General features: G+C 29.7%; 20 protein-coding genes. 19 read left to right on the top strand and 1 reads right to left on the bottom strand.

The window, feature by feature from the left end; genetic code table 11:
• Positions 1 to 11 precede the first annotated feature (11 nt).
• The gene (locus DXB63_RS03510; RefSeq protein WP_122125246.1) at positions 12 to 287 is read left to right on the top strand and encodes a GNAT family N-acetyltransferase; all 276 of its coding nucleotides are present in this window, start codon (positions 12 to 14) and stop codon (positions 285 to 287) included.
• Between the two features lie 44 nt (positions 288 to 331).
• Here the strand turns inward: DXB63_RS03510 and DXB63_RS03505 are convergent, their stop codons facing one another.
• The gene (locus DXB63_RS03505) at positions 332 to 805 is read right to left on the bottom strand and encodes a Dps family protein (RefSeq protein WP_122125014.1); all 474 of its coding nucleotides are present in this window, start codon (positions 803 to 805) and stop codon (positions 332 to 334) included.
• 129 nt (positions 806 to 934) lie between these two features.
• On the opposite strand from DXB63_RS03505, the gene DXB63_RS03500 reads away from it, so the two are divergent.
• The 18 genes from DXB63_RS03500 to DXB63_RS03420 all read left to right on the top strand — a co-directional run bounded on the left by DXB63_RS03500 (position 935) and on the right by DXB63_RS03420 (position 18,896).
• The gene (locus DXB63_RS03500) at positions 935 to 1,861 is read left to right on the top strand and encodes a hydrogen peroxide-inducible genes activator (protein ID WP_122125013.1); all 927 of its coding nucleotides are present in this window, start codon (positions 935 to 937) and stop codon (positions 1,859 to 1,861) included.
• Positions 1,862 to 2,288: 427 nt separating this feature from the next.
• Positions 2,289 to 2,840: a UpxY family transcription antiterminator gene (locus tag DXB63_RS03495; protein WP_122125012.1), complete on the top strand. Its 552-nt coding sequence runs from the start codon at positions 2,289 to 2,291 to the stop codon at positions 2,838 to 2,840.
• Between the two features lie 2 nt (positions 2,841 to 2,842).
• The gene (locus tag DXB63_RS03490; RefSeq protein ID WP_122125245.1) at positions 2,843 to 3,298 is read left to right on the top strand and encodes a UpxZ family transcription anti-terminator antagonist; all 456 of its coding nucleotides are present in this window, start codon (positions 2,843 to 2,845) and stop codon (positions 3,296 to 3,298) included.
• A 157-nt stretch (positions 3,299 to 3,455) separates the two neighbouring features.
• Positions 3,456 to 4,595, top strand: coding sequence for a glycosyltransferase family 4 protein (locus tag DXB63_RS03485; RefSeq protein ID WP_122125011.1), 1,140 nt, complete (start codon positions 3,456 to 3,458; stop codon positions 4,593 to 4,595).
• 243 nt (positions 4,596 to 4,838) lie between these two features.
• Positions 4,839 to 5,567: an acyltransferase family protein gene (locus DXB63_RS18390; RefSeq protein WP_122125010.1), complete on the top strand. Its 729-nt coding sequence runs from the start codon at positions 4,839 to 4,841 to the stop codon at positions 5,565 to 5,567.
• 56 nt (positions 5,568 to 5,623) lie between these two features.
• A complete protein-coding gene (locus tag DXB63_RS03475) occupies positions 5,624 to 7,159 on the top strand; it encodes an oligosaccharide flippase family protein (protein WP_158563631.1) in 1,536 nt (511 codons plus the stop codon).
• A 20-nt stretch (positions 7,160 to 7,179) separates the two neighbouring features.
• Positions 7,180 to 8,103 (top strand): glycosyltransferase family 8 protein, encoded by a 924-nt coding sequence (locus DXB63_RS03470; protein ID WP_122125008.1) that lies wholly within the window; start codon positions 7,180 to 7,182, stop codon positions 8,101 to 8,103.
• Between the two features lie 54 nt (positions 8,104 to 8,157).
• Positions 8,158 to 9,162: an acyltransferase gene (locus DXB63_RS03465; protein ID WP_122125007.1), complete on the top strand. Its 1,005-nt coding sequence runs from the start codon at positions 8,158 to 8,160 to the stop codon at positions 9,160 to 9,162.
• Positions 9,163 to 9,167: 5 nt separating this feature from the next.
• Positions 9,168 to 10,496, top strand: a complete 1,329-nt coding sequence (locus DXB63_RS03460) for a hypothetical protein (RefSeq protein WP_122125006.1) — start codon at positions 9,168 to 9,170, stop codon at positions 10,494 to 10,496.
• Positions 10,462 to 11,433: a glycosyltransferase gene (locus tag DXB63_RS03455; RefSeq protein ID WP_122125005.1), complete on the top strand. Its 972-nt coding sequence runs from the start codon at positions 10,462 to 10,464 to the stop codon at positions 11,431 to 11,433. The genes DXB63_RS03460 and DXB63_RS03455 overlap by 35 nt, the downstream gene beginning before the upstream one ends.
• Positions 11,418 to 12,389, top strand: a complete 972-nt coding sequence (locus DXB63_RS03450; protein ID WP_122125004.1) for a glycosyltransferase family 2 protein — start codon at positions 11,418 to 11,420, stop codon at positions 12,387 to 12,389. The genes DXB63_RS03455 and DXB63_RS03450 overlap by 16 nt, the downstream gene beginning before the upstream one ends.
• Positions 12,390 to 12,456: 67 nt before the next feature.
• A complete protein-coding gene (locus DXB63_RS03445) occupies positions 12,457 to 13,455 on the top strand; it encodes a hypothetical protein (protein ID WP_147332254.1) in 999 nt (332 codons plus the stop codon).
• A 183-nt stretch (positions 13,456 to 13,638) separates the two neighbouring features.
• Positions 13,639 to 13,776: a glycosyltransferase gene (locus DXB63_RS17775; RefSeq protein ID WP_147332253.1), complete on the top strand. Its 138-nt coding sequence runs from the start codon at positions 13,639 to 13,641 to the stop codon at positions 13,774 to 13,776.
• Positions 13,777 to 13,794: 18 nt separating this feature from the next.
• A complete protein-coding gene (locus DXB63_RS03440; RefSeq protein ID WP_369869577.1) occupies positions 13,795 to 14,670 on the top strand; it encodes a glycosyltransferase family 4 protein in 876 nt (291 codons plus the stop codon).
• Positions 14,667 to 15,854: a Coenzyme F420 hydrogenase/dehydrogenase, beta subunit C-terminal domain gene (locus DXB63_RS03435; protein WP_122125001.1), complete on the top strand. Its 1,188-nt coding sequence runs from the start codon at positions 14,667 to 14,669 to the stop codon at positions 15,852 to 15,854. Before DXB63_RS03440 ends, DXB63_RS03435 begins: the two co-directional genes overlap by 4 nt.
• On the top strand, positions 15,854 to 17,125 hold the full coding sequence (locus tag DXB63_RS03430) for a polysaccharide pyruvyl transferase family protein (protein ID WP_122125000.1): 1,272 nt from the start codon (positions 15,854 to 15,856) through the stop codon (positions 17,123 to 17,125). Before DXB63_RS03435 ends, DXB63_RS03430 begins: the two co-directional genes overlap by 1 nt.
• A 110-nt stretch (positions 17,126 to 17,235) precedes the next feature.
• Positions 17,236 to 17,745, top strand: coding sequence for a DapH/DapD/GlmU-related protein (locus DXB63_RS03425; protein WP_233522770.1), 510 nt, complete (start codon positions 17,236 to 17,238; stop codon positions 17,743 to 17,745).
• A gap of 71 nt (positions 17,746 to 17,816) precedes the next feature.
• Positions 17,817 to 18,896: a glycosyltransferase gene (locus DXB63_RS03420; protein ID WP_122124999.1), complete on the top strand. Its 1,080-nt coding sequence runs from the start codon at positions 17,817 to 17,819 to the stop codon at positions 18,894 to 18,896.
• Positions 18,897 to 19,089 lie beyond the last annotated feature (193 nt).

Genomic DNA, 19,089 nt, shown 5'->3' with positions numbered 1-19,089 from the left:
AAAACAGAAATATGGAACATACTGTGATACATGATGAGAAAGTCGGACGTTTCGAAGTCTTTGAGTCCGGACAGATGGGATATCTTCAATATGAAGAACGAGGAAATGTGATTGATTTGCTACATACAATTGTTCCCAAACAATTGGAAGGAGAGGGCGTGGGATCTGCTTTAGTACAGGCTGCTTTGAACTATGCCCGTAGTGCGAATCTGAAAGTGATACCGACTTGTCCTTTTGTAAAAACTTATATAGAAAGACATCCGGAATATAAAAACTTAGTTGCTTAAAAAAGAATGGGGATACTTTTTAACCGGTATCCCCATTTGCTTTATTAAGAATTGTAGGCACATAACATCCATACCATCTTTTCCTGTTCTTTCAGATAATCACTCATCAAAGCTACCGTAGCCTCATCTCCCGCTTGGGATGCAATGGATAGAATATTACGTTCTTCGCTGATGAAGTAACCGTAAGTTTCAAGAATATTCTTCAATGCTTCGTCACCTTTTGAGATACCTTCCACTTCTTTCACATTTGCAGCTTTCAGGTAATCGCTGAATTTATTCTTAGGTACACCGCCTAATGTCAGGATACGTTCTGCGAGTTCATCCACTTTCTCCGCTGCGTCATTGTATAAATCTTCAAATTTGCTGTGAAGCACAAAGAAACCGTGACCTTTGATGTTCCAATGGAAACCTCTTAAATTGGTATAAAATACTTGGTAGTCTGCCAAAAGTTGTTGCAAAGATGCTACTACGTTGTTTGCTGCTGATGCGTCTAATTTGATATAATCCAAAGTCTTCATAATTTTATTGTTTTAAATGATTAATATTATTTTCTTTTGTCTGATGCAAAGATAAGGCGTAAAAGCATGCGTGTCAAACTGATAATTTTTATCTTTGCATAGATAAAATTTATAATCATCAAGAAGACTATGACATTACAACAGTTGGAATATATCCTTGCGGTCGATAACTTCCGCCATTTTGCTAAAGCAGCAGAACATTGCAGAGTAACACAACCTACTTTGAGTATGATGATTCAGAAATTGGAAGACGAACTGGATGTGAAACTCTTTGACCGTACCGTTCAACCCGTTCAGCCTACTTCAGCAGGAAGAAAAGTGATAGAACAAGCAAAAAAGGTGGTATATGAGGCTTCTTTGATTAAAAGTATTGTCAGTGAAGAGGAACAATCCATGAAAGGAGTCTTTACTATCGGTGTTTTGCCTACTATTGCACCCTATCTGCTTCCTCTGTTTTTCGAGCAATTCAAAGAAAAGTATCCGGAATTGGATTTGAGAGTAAATGAGATGAAAACCTCTGTTTGTCTTACCGCTTTGACAGACGGTCTGATAGATGCCGCCATTCTTGCTACGGAAGTAGACAGTAAACAGTTGAATGAAGAAGTGCTCTACTATGAACAATTCTTCGGATATGTATCTCGCAAAGAATCTGTTTTTAAGAATGAATTGATACGTACGTCGGATATTAATGGAGAACGTCTTTGGCTGCTTGATGAAGGACATTGTTTTCGTGACCAGTTGATGCGCTTCTGTCAGATGGAAGCGGTGAAACTCAATCAGGTAGCTTATCATTTGGGAAGTATGGAGACTTTTATGAGAATGGTGGAGAGTGGCATGGGAATTACATTTATACCCGAACTGGCTACATTGCAACTCAGCGAATCACAGAAAGAGTTGGTACGTCCTTTTGCCGTGCCGAAACCTACTCGTCAGATAAGCATTGTGACACGTGCCGATTTTGTCCGTTTCTCTGTTCTGAATCTATTGAAAGAAACCATTCGTAAGTCTGTTCCCAAAGAGATGCTTACACTGAAAGGCACGCAGAAAGTAGTGTAGATATTACATTCTTTTGTCAAAGTATTCACGGTAAAATATTTAACAGTGATTTTCCTACCTCTATATAAGAGGTTGTACTCATAGAGGTGGTAGACACAGTACTAAAACGTCGCAAAGGTAGTATAAACAAATGAAATACCATAAACTTTAATAGTTATTTTCTTGCGTAATCTACTATATTTTACGTTAAATTCTTCCTTTTCAGAAAGAGACATCTCTCTTTATCTATTCCCTAACGAATTATAATATAACCGTTTATAGCCTTATTCTTACCTCTTATATAGAGGTAGGACAAAAAGGCTATTACCTTATGGGACTTATCACTTGATTCACAGACCAATAACGTCAGTGGGTGTCAGGAAGGTCTATGCTTTAAATTAAACAGTTGTAGTAAATAATCAATATAAAATAAGATATGGTAAGATGAATGGATGAAAGCGAAAATAGCAAGAAAATAAAAGTAAATACATGGTATGCGATTCAAACGCTCCATTGCAAAGAAGAACGGGTAGGAGAGTTTTTCGAAAAGAGAGGATTAACCTACTTTATTCCGATGCGTTACGTGGAGCAGATTACGCTTGATGGCAAGAGACATCGTGTACTCACTCCCGCCATACACAACTTGTTATTTTTAGCAAAGACACTCGATGAGCGAGAGTTGCTTAAAATCATAGATGAGTGTCCTTTTCCCGTCATTTTAATCCGCCATCGTGATACACGCAAATGCTATGAGATACCGGATAGCGAGATGGTAGAGATCAGAGCTATTTGCGATCCCAATTACACAGGAACACTTTACGTTGATGCCGCCACTGCGGAATCCCGACCGGGACAGAAAGTCCGTGTCATTCACGGTGTATTTACCGGTCTGGTTGGTAAGCTCACCCGTTATAAAAACCGTTATTACGTAGTTATTATTGTAGCCAATCTAGGTGTCATGATTCATATACCGAAATGGTATTGCATGAAACTGGAATAACAATGAATCCCACATTATATAAAAAGATAGAAGAACTGCGACGTGCTTCTCGTGAACTACTCCGTCTTGGAGAAGCTGACGGTATGGTCTATGCCGATGACCTTTCCCGTTTGAATCGGGAAGTGTGTCGCCAAAGTCGTGCCCTACTCAAAGCCAAAGGTGAAACTCCCGAAGAAGAGGCTGCCATTTGTGTCGCTTTGCTGATGAGCTATACAGTCACTATGTATGGCAATCCTGTAGAACAACAGAAACAACAAATACTGGATCGTGCACTTTATGTGCTTGACGAGCTTCCTGCTTCTTTATTAAAGTGCCAATTACTCACTTATTGTTATGGAGTGGCTGGTGATGAAGAGCTGTTGAAAGAAGCTTGTGAGATTATAGATAGTTGGGGTGGGAGAGAGCTTTTGGAGGAGGAAAAGGAAGTTGTTGAGGGGGTGAAATGTATGAAAGAATAGAAAATTAGGTTGAATAGCTAGTATAATGCATCCATTAAATATAAATATTTTTTTATTAGAGGGTCCAAAAAGGTAATAGTACTGTGGATGTATTGTTTTTTGATTTTCAGAAAATGAAAAATTTAGAAGTTGAAAACTTTTATAATAAGAAAGTAAGATGAGAATAATCATGATATCTATCCCTGATCCCTCTGATAAACTTATCAGAAGTGGGATCATATATAGTATATATAATCAATTATTGAAATATTATGAAGTTATTTGGATAAAACCTGAATTAAAAGGGGGGGCATCTTTTTTTTATAAATTAGTAGCTAAAACATTACGTCTTATGAACAAAATGGGTTATGGAGTGACGGAACATAATCCTTTATTGTCAAAAATGCGCTGTAGATCTATACAAATACAGTTAAAAGAATATCAATATGATGCAATATTTAGTTTTGATTGTATGAATATTGCATATCTGAAGACCGATAAACCGATATATTATCGAAGTGATGGATTATTTCATTTGTTGATTGATTATTATATTTATAATATTCCACAGTGTTTTGTAAAATGGGGAGATCAAGTGGAAGAGAAAACTCTTGAAAACATAAAATGTATGTTTGCTCCAAGCCAATGGGTGATAGATGGAGCAAAAAGATATTACCCAAATGTAGATTTTCATAAAATATCACTTATTGAATCGGGAGCAAATGTTTATTCTGATGCGTCATTTAATGAACATACATATTTGAATAAATCTATTTATAATATGATTTTTATAGGTTTTGATGTAAAACGTAAGGGCATTGATGTTGCTTATGATACATTAGTTTTGTTAAATGAAAAATATGGTGTGAATACTTGTTTGACAATAATAGGTGGTACCCCAGAAATTAGGATTCAGAAAGATAAAAGAGTAAGATGTTTAGGTAAGCTAAATAAGAATAATCCAAAAGATTTGAATTTATTTTATGAAGAACTTTCAAATGCAGATTTTTTTATTTTCCCGACAAGGGCTGAATGTCATGGAATTGTAAATTGTGAAGCATGCGCTTTTGGACTGCCTATATTTTCTTATGCAACAGGGGGTGTTCCATCATATGTCATTAATGATTTTAACGGTTTTGCATTTTCTTTAGATTCAATAGCTGTTGATTTTGCAGAAAAAATAGTTGAAACTATACAAAATAAGAAACTAAGTTACTATTCCAATAACTCAAGAGAGCTGTTTGAAACTCGTTTTAATTGGGATGTTTGGGGAAGTAAGGTAAATAAAATAATATTAGATAATTATGAGAAAAAGTAGTATTGAAGTCCTACGTTTTTTCTTTATGTTTTTAATTGTTCTGCAACATGTGTTTGTGCATGGACTTCATTATCAAAATGATACATATTCAACATATCCTTATTTAAATATTTTACTTCTTAGCTTTAGTTATGTTGGAGTTACTGGTTTTATGTTTATTTCTGGATATTATGGTATTCGATTTAAACTTAATTCACTTATTTCTTTATTTAATCAAGTTTTATTTTGGTCTGTAATAATAGCATGTTTTGTCTACTATATCTAAAGAATATAACTATAAATGATGTCATTAAAAGTTTTTTCCCGATATCAAATGGAGGATATTGGTGGTTTTTAAAAGCCTATTTTATTATTTATCTAATAAGTCCTATATTAGAGGATGGAATAAGGACGATAACGAAGAAAAAATTTCAAATAATATTGTTCATATATGCTTGTGTGATATATATAGGTTCATTTATAGGGTTATCTTTAGGTACTTCAATTTATAATTTGTTATTAGTTTATTTATTAGGACGATATATGGCTATGTATCCATTTCTATTATTAGATAAGATAAATTATAAAACTTTTCTCTGTATATTATTCTTCTTCTTGAGTTTAGTGTCTCTATTTTATTGGAAAAGTTATGATGAAGGACTGCGTCTATTATTAAGTAATTGCGATTTTTTAGTTTTATTGATGGCAATTAGTCTGGTACTGTTCTGTAATAGATTTTTGTGGAGTAATAGAAATATTAATTATATATTAAAAGGTGTATTTTCTATATATTTAATTACAGATCATGTGAATTTTAGAGATTATGTAATGGTTGATCTTCTTAATATATTTAATTCTTCGATTGAAGTAACTATATTTAAAGTTAATGTTTTGATAGGAGTTTGTTTGCTGTTAGAATTAATTCGGAAATTATTATATAATAATATTGATATAAAAGTATCACATTTTATAGAAAGAAAGATAGGTCTATAAGAATTAATAAAAAGATTTTAGTGTGATTATTAATGTGTATTTTGAATAATCTAGGGATGACGGTTTCTAATAATAATAAAATTCTTAAAAATACATTGTTATTATATATTCGTATGTTCTTAACAATGGGGCTAGGCTTGCTTTCTTCAAGATATATTTTAAAGTCTTTAGGAATTGTTGATTATGGAATCTATAATGTTGTAGGGGGAGTTGTTACGATGTTCACTTTTTTTAATGCGACAATGTCTTCATCTGTTTCTAGATTTCTTACGTTTGAATTAGGTAAAGAGAATCTGATACGATTAAAAAAAATATTTTCTACAAGTTTATTGACACATGCTTTATTAGCTATATTGATAATAATCTTAAGTGAAACTATTGGGCTTTGGTTTCTATATAATAAACTAGTGATTCCGTCAGATAGATTTTATGCTGCATGCTGGGTATATCAAATTTCTATTATTTCTTGTGTGATTGGTATTATAAGTGTTCCTTATAATTCTGCAATAATAGCCCATGAGAAGATGGGAACTTTTGCTTTTATAGCTATTATAGATTCCATTTTGAAATTTTCAATATCTGTTTTATTATGTTATTATAAAGGGGATCGTTTGGTATTATATGCAATATTATTAATGCTCGTATTGTTATTAGACAGGTTTATTTACGGTTTGTATTGTCGGAGAAATTTTGAAGAAGTTAGAGTTAATTTATTATTTGATAAAAAACTTTTTGTTTCAATGTTTTCTTTCGCGGGTTGGAATTCAATAGAACATTTAGCGCTAATGGGTATAAATACAGGATTAAATATATTATTAAATATGTTTTTTGGTCCAATTGTTAATACAGCTCGTGGTATTGCTTATCAAATGAATGGGGCTATTTCTAGTTTTTATTCTAATTTTCAGATGGCAATGAATCCTCAAATAATTAAATATTATGCTCAAGAAGAATTAGTTAAAATGCATAAGTTAATAGAATTTGGAAGTAAGCTTTCTTTTTTTTTAGTGTTGTTGATTTCTCTTCCTGTTTTTGTTAATACTTCTTATCTTTTGAAATTGTGGCTTGGGACAATTCCAGAATATTCTGTGACTTTTTTGAGAATTATTATTATAATTACTTTAGTAGGTTCATTATCAAGGCCATTAATAACATCTGTACAAGCAACAGGGAATATAAAGCTTTTTCAATTGTTTCAGGGAGGAATCATGTTATTGATAGTTCCTATAGCATATATATTTTTAAGATTGGGTTATCCTCCGGAATTTGTTTTTTTTACACATTTGCTCATTGAAATTATTGCTATGTCTATAAGGATAAGAATGATACTTCCTATGATAAAATATCCAATAATTGATTATTTGAAGAATGTAATTGTTCCGATATTATTGACTTCACTAGCCTCTTTTATGTTCTCACTAACCTCATTTTATATATTTAATTCCAATGATTTTATTTCATTTGTAGTTATTGTCTTATTATCGTTGTTTTTTACATCTATTTCTATTTTTTTGTTAGGGTTATTGAAGAATGAACGAAGTATACTTTGTAAAAAAATCAAATCTATTTATTTTTCTTTTGTTAAAAATTAATTCTTTATATACTGTTTTGTATGCAAGTAAAAATGTATAATGTAGTATTGATAGCTGATGATAATTATGCATCTTATGCTGCGGTAACTTTACAATCTTTATTTGAAACAAACAAAACTTTATACTTTCATATTTATTTGATTTCATGCGGTTTTTCTCAAATAAATACTCAAAAAATAATTAAGGTTTGTAGAAAAGTAAATGCTGAATTTGATTTAATAACAGTTAATGCTTCGGAACTGGATGATTTTGAAAATATTGGTGAATGGTCAAAATTTACTTTTTTAAAACTTTTTATTCCGTCTAAGTTACCATTAATTCTTGATAAAGTATTATATCTAGATGTTGATTTATTAGTTGTTGATCGCTTGCAAGAGTGTTTTGATCTAGATTTAACAGGATATGCTATAGCAGGAGTCGAAGATTGTCCATCTTGTATTTCACATAAAGAACGTTGCCATATTCCTCAAGAATCTCCATATATAAACTCAGGCTTTATGTTGATAAATTTGGAAGAGTGGAGAAAAGCTGATTCTCAACATTTATTTCTTAAATTTATAAATGAAAACAAAGATAGAATGAAAATAAATGATCAAGATGTCATAAATTCTGTTTTTGCGAATAAAATTTATAGTTTGCATTTACGTTATAATGTAACTAATCATTGTTATGGCTTGCATTATAATGTAATAGCAAAACATTTGCAACAATGGAGAGAAGCCCGTAGACATCCTGCTATTATTCATTTTACGAATTGGAATAAGCCATGGTTATTTGAAACATGCCATGAGTATAAAAGCTTATATAAGAAATATTTATCATATATTTCTTCTGGAGAAGTAGTACCTGAAAATGAAAGAAGAGACTATCTGTTGAAAGTTAAGAATTCCATAAAATATATATTTGTTAAATTTGTTGATATGTTTAGACTTTATGGGAAATAGTTTAAAATATATTTAGCGTTGTGTCCCAATTGTTTGAATATTAGATGATAAGAAATGAATAAAACTATAAATTTTAATTTAGTTAGTCGCTATAGAAGTGAATTAATGGGGGTTGCTATTCTTTGGGTTATGTTTTTTCATTTAGTAGCGAAAGGACCATTAATTTTTAATTTTTCAATATTATCTCCGATTTTGGGTATTGGATACGGAGGTGTGGATATCTTTTTGTTTTTATCAGGATTAGGACTCTATTTTTCTTTTCGTAAAAGTATAAATCTAAAAAGTTTTTATATTCGTAGGGTTATTAGAATTCTCCCAACTTATATTGTTGTAAATATCGTATATGGTATTTTATCGAAGATGTCAATATTAGATATATTTTATAATATTACTACTATTGGTTATTGGCTGAATACATCTTATTATGATTGGTATATTCCTGCAATTTTAATGCTTTATTTATTTTTTCCTTTATTGTATAAAGCTATAGAATCATTTCCTGTCATTTTTATATTAAGCATTAGTTCTATTTCCTGTTTAATGATTATAGTTTCTCTTTATTTTACTCATTTTCAATTAGATGATATTAGATTTTTCTTTATTGCAAGAGTTCCTATATTTGTGGTTGGCATATATATGGGGAAATTAATAAATGAAAATAAAATTAATTTAGCTTATATATCTTGGTTGTTTATGTGTGTGGGATTGATATTGCTTTATTTTGTTAAACAACATACAATGTGGTTTAAACTTGGAAGTGGAGTTCAGCAAATTCCTTTCGTTTTAATAACTCCAGGACTATGTTTATTATGTGCTGTTATTTTTAATGTTATCTCTCTTATTTTTTGTCGATTTTTTTCTTTTTGTGGACGTCTGAGCCTGGAATTATATTTGGTTCATCTTCATTTGTTTTCTGCTCTTCCTTTTTATCCTAAATCTCATAAGCTTTTGTACGTTTGTGGACTTTTTTGCATATCTTTTATATTAGCTTATATATTACATAGAACTATCTTGTATGTAACTGCATATTTTCAGAGAATATTATCACATGAAAAATAAAATATATGTCATTAATATATATACTATTAATATTATTAGCATTTTTAAGTTATTCTAAAAGACACTTCTCTCTTTTTATTAAATTATTTGTTACGCTAGTTTCTGGAGGCTTTGCGATATTTCCTGAGACTATATTGAAAGTAACAGATTGTTTATTGATATTGCTAGTTCTGATTTCAATATTTGAATTTAGTAGAGGTAGACACTTTTTCTCATGTAAAAATGATAAAATAGCTTTGTTTACTTTATTATTACTATTTTATTTCTTTTTAATTGGAGTCTATACAGTTTTATCCGGTAAAGAATCTTTTCTTTATGCATTTAAGGTCTGGAGAATGGACTTATTTTATTTATATTATTTTGTGTTTAGAAACGTGCCTGCTAAATCTTTGAAAGCCTCATTTAAGTTTTTATTTATAATGACTACCATAGCGGGTATATTTTATATATTGCAGTTTGTTGGGGTATATGGCATTTTGCAAAAAAGTGATTTGATGGCTGATTCTAACAGGTATGTTGATGGTATTTCTAGATACACTAATACTCCAATATTGACTATACCTATTTTGTTGTATTTATTTTATGAAAAAATCAGAAATAATCGAACTCTTTGGATAATATTTTATTTAGTATTATTCATAATGCCAATGATTAGAGGCGCTATTATTGCTTTTGCTATTTCAAATATAGTCTATCTTGTGGCAGCTCATAAATTAAAAAAAATGAGGAGTGTTATCGTCTATTTTTTATTAGCTTTTATATTGTTTTATCCTGTATTGGAATATCGTTTTCAAGGTGATAATAACAGAGTTAGTACTATGGAAGATATAAGATTAGTCCAGAATATAGATTATAATAATATAGATTTAAATTCTGGTGGATCTTTTTACTATAGAATTGCTGTGTTATTGGAAAGATGGCATTATTTAATAGATGAGTCCCAATTATTTTTTGGAGTTGGCAGTATTCATGAAGAATCTCCGCATAATATATTTATATTGAATGTTGGTAAATCTATATATCTAAATAGGAATGCGATGATAGATACTAACGATATTGCTTTTGCTACCCGTTTATTTAGATATGGATTAATTTATTTCATTTTATTTGCTATGTTAATCTATTTCTATGTTAGACATTTATTTAAATACCGAAATGTAATGACGGGGGCAATTGGATTTATGACTCTATTGATTATAGTTATTCAAAGTTTAGGATCTGACGGATTCTCTATGTATTCTGTCATGCTAATACCTATTGTATTATCAGGATTATGTATATCTGATAAAAGTGAAAATTATGGAACATGTAGGAATAGTAATATTGAATTATAATAATAGTAGTGATACTATAAATTGTATTGAGTCAGTATTAAAATATACCACAGTTCCTATTAAAATAGTGGTAGTTGATAATGGATCAAACGATGTAAATAGTATAATAGAAATATCAAATTATTTAACTGAGAATGTAAAGAAAGAAGAGTACGTTGATATTAATGTGAAAAAAGTTTCTCCTATTTTACTTCCTAAAATAACCTTATTAAAGTTAGAAGCGAATCTAGGCTATGCATTAGGTAATAAAAAGGGAATAGAGTTATTATATCGGGACAGTTCTGTAGAAAGTATTATGATACTCAACAATGATATATTATTTATAGAGAATATAATTCCTGATTTATTGAAAGAATTATCGATATTAGAAAAGGCATTTCTTGTGAGTCCGCTTCTTTTGAAAAAAGATGGTGTAAGTATTGATTATACGTGTGCTCGTAATAATTATTCTTTTAAAGAATTTATATTATCTTATATTTCTAAATTTTTTGATCCTTTTTCTATCAGAAAAAAAATATATCAAAAGAATCATTTACTTATAAATAATCCAGGTCTTTTGAATGAACAATATTTTGAAATTGAAATGCCTTCAGGATCGTGTATGTTAGCTAGAAAAGACGATTTTAGGAAAATAGGAGATTTTGATTCTAATACTTTTTTATACTGTGAAGAAAATATTCTATCGAAGAAAGTAAAGGCTATTGGAATGAAAAACTATTTGCTCACTCAGTCTCGTTGCATTCATTTGGGAGCTTCGTCAACTTCTAAGTCTAAAAGTAGTTTTATTGCAAAATGTAGTAAAGATAGTATACTTTATTATGTAAGAAAATATGAAAATCCTTCTTTTTTAAGCTTTTATGTGTTTAAGAGTATAGTGTATGCCGATTTTTATAAAGTATTATTTTTCAATAAAATAAAGAAATGGATCAAAAAATAGTTTACTCGATAATTACGCCTGTATATAATCGTGAAGACTGTATTTCTCGTTGTATAGATAGTGTAATTAGTCAGTTAAAATTGAATATAACTTTAGAACATATTATAGTCGATGATGGCTCTGAAGATAATACTTCATTGATTATACAAGATTATGCTAAAAAATATACTCACATAAGATTTATTCAATTTCTTTACAATAAAGGAACAAATGCTGCAAGGAATGAGGCAATCAAAGCCGCTAAAGGTGAATATTGTATTATCCTTGATAGTGATGATTTTTTTGTAGATAGAGCCTTGGAGATAATTAATAATACTCGAAAATTACATTGTAATTATTCTTATTATCTCTTTGCGCCGGATGATAAGTTGGATTTTTTTAATAAAAATTCTTATTTGAGTAAATTTGATGAATTAGAATTGTGTTACAAGGATTTTTTACTAGACAAGATAAATACAGATTTTATACATATTTGTGAAACTAGGATAATGAAAATGTATCCATTTGATGAAAGTCTTCGTATTTATGAAGGTGTGTTTTTTCTTAGATTTTATAAAGAGGCGCAAAAAATATTCTTTATGAAGAAAGTTATTGCTATTCGTGAAAGAAGTCGAGATGATAGTGTAACTAGGACGGTACTTAGAACGAATAATGATGCAATAAAGAAAAGAATTATATCTAATAATTTGTTTCTTGAATGGTTTGGAGAAGATTTTATAAAATATAAGGCTTTTGATCGTTTACAGTTCATCCTTAGTTCTTTATATCAAAATTATATATTGTTGGGTGATTATAAGAAAGCTAAATCTATAGAAAATAGGATTCGGGATAATTCTTTTTGTATAGATAAAAAGTATTTTATAATACATAAATTTAAACTCGGATTTTTAATGAAGGTATATATAAGAATCGGGTTGATTATAAAATATAATATGTTGAAGAAACAACTAAAATAGTGATTTTTATCTCATAATAGATGTCATTCGTAATTGTGTATTGTAATTTAATTTAAAGTGTATGTTGTTGGGGAAAGTATGTGATAAAATAAATCGTGAATATAAATGTTTAGTGGAAATTCTATTTAAGCAATCTCGGGAATTACATTGTGAATCTTTAAAACTTATTCAAAAATATTATTCTCCAACAGCAAAACGAGCTACTAATGAAGATAAAATTGTAATATGCATGTTTGATGGTAAAATGAGGCATGGAGGATTATCGGATAGGTTGAGAGGTATGATTTCTGTATATAAGCTCTGTGAAAAATTTAAATTAGATTTTAAAATTTATCATGTTAGTCCATTCCTTTTGGAGAATTATCTGGTACCTAATAAAATTGATTGGTCAATAAATGAAAATGATATTTCATTTAATGTACAAGATTCTTTGCCTGTATTTTGTGGTAGTGTGGGAGGCTTCTTAACTCCTGCATTCCAAACTTATTATTTGTCAAAGATGCTTAAAACAAAATATAAACAAATACATATTTACACTAATGCTTATATTACAGATAAAAAAGAATTTAGTTTTCTTTTTCACAAATTGTTTATTTGTTCAGATAGTTTACAAAAAGTAATAGATCAGCAATTAACATCAATAGGCGGGAAATACATTTCAGTATCTTTACGATTTGTGCAGCTTTTAGGGGATTTCAATGATTGGGCAGCTCAAACTTTAAATGATACAGAGAAAGAAAAATTGATAGTGAAATGTATAACTCAGATAGAAAAAATGCATAATTCATTGCAAAATTATAAGCTGTTAATTGCTACAGATTCCATAACTTTTATTAATAGAATTCTGGATAAAGACTATGTTTACGTAACGCCAGGTAATCCTGTCCATATTGATTATAATGAAAATAATTCTTTTGAGATTCATTTGAAAACCTTTCTCGATTTCTTTTTAATTGCAAATGCAACTAAAATATATTTATTGAGGAACGGTAAAATGTATAAAAGTGGTTTTCCTAAATCGGCTTCAATGATTTATAATATTCCGTTCTTAGTGATTGATTTTTAGTTTTTTTGATTTAATTATACAATTCTTTTTTTGAAATATATTATGGGAAATGTTATGTAAATAGCATAATATTAGCTGAAGCTAACTTTGATATATTTTTGGTAAGTTATACTAATATATTATAAGAAATATTTACTTGTCAAGTTTTGTAATATAAACTGTTTTATAAATAAAGGTTGAATAATGAAAATAGCTCATTTAATATTTGGATTAGGTTTAGGAGGAATAGAAACAATGCTTGTTAATATTGCTAATGAACAAATCAAGTATGCATCAGTAACAATTATAATTATAAATGATTGTATAAATAAAGAATTATAGAGAAAGTTTCATAGTCAAATTGAGGTTATAAGAATGAATAGGCATAGAAGTATATGGCCATTGATTAAATTGAATAGACTTCTTATAAAAAGAAAATTTGATATTGTACATGTTCAAAGTAAAGAATTAGGATTGGTTTTATTAACTTACTTTATAAGAAGTAAGTTCGTTTATACAATTCATGATACAGGCGTTGCTTTAAAATATATAAATTGCCCATATGATTTAAGAATTTCAATATCAGAATGTGTTAGAGAAGATGTAAAGATACGAACTGGCATTGATAGCATTGCAATATCAAATGGAATAAAAGTAACGGATTTTAGGTGTAAAATCAGAGAAATGACAAATAAAGCTTCGGTATTTAAAATAATACAGTTAAGTAGGATAGCACTTCCTAAGAAAGGACAGCATATTTTAATTGAGGCATTGAGTATTCTTAAAAAGCGAGGTATTACTAATATTTTATGTACATTTATTGGAGAGGGTGATTCTAGTGGATTAGAATCATTAGTCTCTAAATATGGATTATCTAATGTGTTATTTTTAGGAGCAAGGGATCAAAGTTATATTCAAGAGCATTTAAATGAATATGATTTATTAGTACAGCCTTCTATGTTTGAAGGATTTGGAATAACGGTGACAGAAGGTATGGCAGTAAAAATTCCTGTTTTGGTTTCTAATATTGAAGGACCTATGGAAATTATAAATAAAGGGGAATATGGATATTTTTTTGAAGTAGGTAATGCTGAAGATTGCGCAATTCAAATAGAAAAGATAATGTCATCTGATAATGTTCAACTGGTGAATAGTGCATACAAAAGGGTTTGTCAGATTTATAATATTGAAACAACAGCGAAACGCTATATTGAAGAATATAAAAAAATCATATGATTGCTATACAAAACAATAAATATTATGTCATAAACGATTTATGTCAGCAATGTGGATCTTGTGTTGCAATTTGTAATAAAGATGCTGTAAAATATATCCGTGATGAGAGAACAGGCTTACTTAATTTAAGTATTCAATATGATAAATGTATAAATTGTGGATTATGTGAAAATATTTGTCCTGCTAACAAGGATACATCAATAAGTAATATTGAAAGTTATTGCCAATCAAAAACATATTATTTAGGACATTCAAAAGAGCTTTTGATTAGAAAAAATGCTTCATCAGGTGGAATTGCTCGTACAATTATTATTGAAGGTTTAAGATGTGGAATTTTTGATGGTGTTTATACCTTAATAAAAACCGATAAATATCCGTTTGCAGAAGGATATTTTTACACAAAAGATAATATTCCTAATTATGGTGATATCTCTAATTCTATTTATCATTCAGTTCCCTTAAATTTAGATATGAGGAGAATTCAAAAATGTGAGAAGTTATTAATTGTTGGTACACCATGTCAATTATTATCTTTAAGTCAATTTGCTAAAAATAAGTGCCACCAATTATTTTCTTTGTGTATTTTTTGTAAACAACAGAAAAATTTCTTATCAACTAAATTTATTGCACGATTGGCTGGTATAGAATTGAAATCGTTCAATACTGTGAGGTCTTATTCTTATCGTGGCAATGGCTGGCCTGGGTATTGTACGTTTGATGATAAAAAAGTATTTTGGGGCGTTGCTGCATTACTGCCTTTTGGGCAAAAACTTTGGAGTGTACCTGGTTGTGATATTTGTGGTAATCCATTTGGGGTAGCTGATATTTCATTAATGGATCCATGGAATATTCATAAAAAAAATGATTATGGTAGTAATGTTGTAATTGTACACAATACTTATGGTGAGAGTATCTTAAACTTATTAAAAGACTATATAGAATTGACCCCACTGTCTTATAAAGAAGTTAAATCAACTCTTATGTTAGATGATATAGAGTCAAAAAATAAATTAATATCTTTTTATCAAAAAAGAGAGAATAAATTGAAATTACAGTTTATTGGTAAATTAGATAAGTACCAAAGGAGAATTCTCGAAATAATTTGTTTGAATATACCCAAAATGCCTTTAATGTTTTATCGAATATTAAATAAATTGATTTTTAATTTTAGAAAACTTATTTAATGAAAAAAGTTGTGATAGCAGAGGCAGGAGCTGCTAGTAATATTGGTTCAATGGCACTTATATTAAATGCTATAGAAATTGCCCAAAAAATATATCCTAATTGTGAAATAACGGTTCTGACTCCTGATATACTAAATGTTGTAAAGGAGTTAAAACGACATTATTCAAAAAATATTAATGTAATAAATGATTTATTAGTTTTTCCAAGAAGTAAAAATATGCTACATAAAATATTGTGGCTTATAAATTCGATATTCTTTTTACTGTGGTGTAATTTTATTCTTTGCTTTACAAAGAATCCTTTTGTATGTATAATGAGTCGTAAAAGAAAAGTCTTAAAAAGTGTTTCAGAAGCAGATCTAATTTTATGTATTGGTGCTGAAAGAATTAATGATGTCTATTATAAAACAGCTTTATTATCATTATTGATATTAACTATTTATGAGAGAATGCAAAAAAGAGTTGTTCATTTCTCTCTTACTATAGGACCCGTATTTAATAAATTAACAATACTTTTAGCAAAGCATGTTCTTAATAATTCATATGCTATTTTTGTAAGGGATACAAAATCGTACTCTTTACTAAAAGAGTGGGGTATAAGTCATCCCTCAATTTTTAATAGTTTTGATATAGCTCTTTTGCAAAAGAAGTGTTCGGATGAAGAGGCTCTTTTAGTTTTAAAGAAATATGGAATAAACTTAAATCAACCAATAGTTGGTGTTTCTGTTATAAATTGGGCTTTTAGAAAAGTAAAGGGTCCTCAGAGAATGGACGATTATAATCTAGCTTTTTCTTTAATTTTAGATTATATAATAGAAAATTATGGTTGCCAAATATTATTTACTCCTACAGTTGTTGGAGGGGCTGGTATTGATGATGTGCAACAATCTGAAACTATAAAATCTAAAATGAAGAATAAAAAAGAAACATTTATTGTTAGAGAATTATTATCGCCAGATATTCTTGCTGGGGTCTATTCAAAATGCCGCTATTCCATTGTAACAAGAATGCATGCTGCCATTCTTTGCTCTGGTGCAGGATGCAAAAATATAATATCTGTTAATTATCTTTATAAGCTGAGAGAATATATGAAAAATATCGGGTTTGAAGACTATTCTGTGGACATAGATTATGTGAATTTTGATTCTTTAAAAGGTTTTGTGGATAATATGGAAACGAATTATGAATTAAATTCTAGTGTTTTAAGCAATAGAGTTGCTATTTTGAAAGAGCGTTTACAGATGGATATTGAATCGTTATTGAAATTATAGTTAATATTATAATAATGATGTTGGGGTATATTGGTAACATTGGAGTGAAATTAAGTTTGTTATTTCCTTTTTTATTAGATAAATTCTGGAGTCTTTTTTATAAAAAAAGTATGAAAGAATGTGGTCTGAGAGTCTATCTTCGCCCTACTTGTTCTAATTTTAAAGGATTATGGAACATAAGTATTGGAAATTATACCAGTATCCCTAAAGGAGCAGTATTTTATTGCACAGAGGCCCCTTTAACAATAGGAGATAAGGTAATATTTGGTCCAAATCCAACAATAATTACAGGAGATCACAGAATTGATGTTATAGGAAAATATATTATTGATTCTCATGATAAATTGATAGAAAATGATGCTCCTGTTATTATTGAGGATGATGTTTGGACTGGAGCTAATATAACTATTTTGAAAGGAGTAACAATAGGGCGTGGCTCTGTAATAGCAGCAGGAGCGGTTGTAAATAAATCATGTCCTCCTTATTCTATAATTGGCGGAGTTCCAGCTAAGGTCCTAAAATATCGTTTTTCGATTGAAGAAGTGTTAAAACATGAACGATTATTGTATCCTGAAAACAAACGGCTTACTGAAGAAGAACTAATAGCTTCTCGAAGTTAAAAATCTTTTCTACTAAAAACAGCTTCTAATAATTCCTCCCTCTTCAATCTACTTAATCACATTCTTTTCCAATGACTAATCCTAAAGTCTTAGTCGTTGCCACGTCTCGTATGACTCGTGGTGGCATAACTTCTGTTGTCAAAGCTCATGAGATGGGAGCACAATGGGAGAAGTATCACTGTAAATGGATAGGAACACACATAGATAAGGGCGTTTGTTTAAAGCTACTTTATTTGGTAAAAGGTTTTATTCAATATTTACTTTATGTACCGTTTTATGATATTGTTCACATTCACATGAGTGAACCAGCTTCTGCTGTACGTAAATGTTTGTTTATGTTTGTGGCAAAGCTATGGCATAAGAAAGTAATAGTACATTTTCACGCATTTTCACCGGATACGACCATTAATAGTAAATATAAAAGAATATATAGATATTTATTTTCTAAAGCTGATAATGTTATCGTACTTTCTGAGTTCTGGAAAAAAGCAGTAAAAGATGCATTTGGTTTGGAGGATAAAGTTAAAGTTATCTATAATCCATGTACGACTGAAATTTCGAAAAAGAAATATGAGAAGAAGAAACAAATACTGTATGCCGGAACTGTAAATGCCCGTAAGGGGTATGCGGACATGATAAAAGCTTTTAGTCGGGTTGCTTTAAAATATCCTGATTGGAAGATTGTATTTGCCGGAAATGGTGAGATTGAGCAAGGTATGAGTTTGGCGAAAGAGTTGGGAATAGAAGGTCAAACTATATTCTTGGGATGGGTGAATGGAGATGATAAAGATAAGGCGTTTAAAGAATCTACAATCTTTTGTTTACCAAGTTATGCAGAAGGATTCCCTATGGGGGTACTTGATGCATGGGCTTATGGATTACCTGTAATAACAACTCCGGTTGGTGGAATACCTGATATTGCTATTGATGGTAAGAATCTATTGTTATTTAATCCGGGAGATATTAATGAATTGAGTGAACAGATGAGCCGGATGATTTCTAACGAGAAATTAAGGGATTCTATCGCAAAAGAGTCAATTCGGCTGTCTGAAACTACTTTTAATTTGAAATCAGTAAATGAACAAGTTGGTATTTTGTATAATCAAATGTTGGGACTCCACTATAAGGTGGATCATGGGATGTCTTTGTGAGATTCTGACATTTGTTTGTTATTGGATTTTTACCTATTTGAGAATTGATAAAGATTAAACTTTAAAAAGTAAGTTTTCGGAGATGGAATTAGGAAAGTTAGCGTCCAAAAATGACGTCTTAAAAATTTTAAAATAAATGCTGATCTTCGTTGCTGTAATTAAAAAAGTAATACGATGTATAGCAGCAATGATT

The organism is Bacteroides sp. OM05-12, from assembly GCF_003438995.1.
GTDB lineage: Bacteria > Bacteroidota > Bacteroidia > Bacteroidales > Bacteroidaceae > Bacteroides.
Note: the sequence above shows the minus strand (reverse complement) of the source record. Positions and strands in the feature narration are given on the sequence as shown.

Bases quoted from the DNA above. Each gene is read 5' to 3' on its own strand.
- DXB63_RS03475 (WP_158563631.1), top strand. From the start codon at position 5,624: ATGACGGTTTCTAATAATAATAAAATTCTTAAAAATACATTGTTATTA.
- DXB63_RS17775 (WP_147332253.1), top strand. From the start codon at position 13,639: ATGAAAATAGCTCATTTAATATTTGGATTAGGTTTAGGAGGAATAGAA.
- DXB63_RS03425 (WP_233522770.1), top strand. From the start codon at position 17,236: ATGAAAGAATGTGGTCTGAGAGTCTATCTTCGCCCTACTTGTTCTAAT.
- DXB63_RS03460 (WP_122125006.1), top strand. From the start codon at position 9,168: ATGTCATTAATATATATACTATTAATATTATTAGCATTTTTAAGTTAT.
- DXB63_RS03470 (WP_122125008.1), top strand. From the start codon at position 7,180: ATGCAAGTAAAAATGTATAATGTAGTATTGATAGCTGATGATAATTAT.
- DXB63_RS03485 (WP_122125011.1), top strand. From the start codon at position 3,456: ATGAGAATAATCATGATATCTATCCCTGATCCCTCTGATAAACTTATC.
- DXB63_RS03455 (WP_122125005.1), top strand. From the start codon at position 10,462: ATGGAACATGTAGGAATAGTAATATTGAATTATAATAATAGTAGTGAT.
- DXB63_RS03465 (WP_122125007.1), top strand. From the start codon at position 8,158: ATGAATAAAACTATAAATTTTAATTTAGTTAGTCGCTATAGAAGTGAA.
- DXB63_RS03430 (WP_122125000.1), top strand. From the start codon at position 15,854: ATGAAAAAAGTTGTGATAGCAGAGGCAGGAGCTGCTAGTAATATTGGT.
- DXB63_RS03435 (WP_122125001.1), top strand. From the start codon at position 14,667: ATGATTGCTATACAAAACAATAAATATTATGTCATAAACGATTTATGT.
- DXB63_RS18390 (WP_122125010.1), top strand. From the start codon at position 4,839: ATGTTTTGTCTACTATATCTAAAGAATATAACTATAAATGATGTCATT.
- DXB63_RS03490 (WP_122125245.1), top strand. From the start codon at position 2,843: ATGAATCCCACATTATATAAAAAGATAGAAGAACTGCGACGTGCTTCT.
- DXB63_RS03420 (WP_122124999.1), top strand. From the start codon at position 17,817: ATGACTAATCCTAAAGTCTTAGTCGTTGCCACGTCTCGTATGACTCGT.
- DXB63_RS03495 (WP_122125012.1), top strand. From the start codon at position 2,289: ATGGATGAAAGCGAAAATAGCAAGAAAATAAAAGTAAATACATGGTAT.
- DXB63_RS03450 (WP_122125004.1), top strand. From the start codon at position 11,418: ATGGATCAAAAAATAGTTTACTCGATAATTACGCCTGTATATAATCGT.
- DXB63_RS03505 (WP_122125014.1), bottom strand. From the start codon at position 805: ATGAAGACTTTGGATTATATCAAATTAGACGCATCAGCAGCAAACAAC.
- DXB63_RS03510 (WP_122125246.1), top strand. From the start codon at position 12: ATGGAACATACTGTGATACATGATGAGAAAGTCGGACGTTTCGAAGTC.
- DXB63_RS03500 (WP_122125013.1), top strand. From the start codon at position 935: ATGACATTACAACAGTTGGAATATATCCTTGCGGTCGATAACTTCCGC.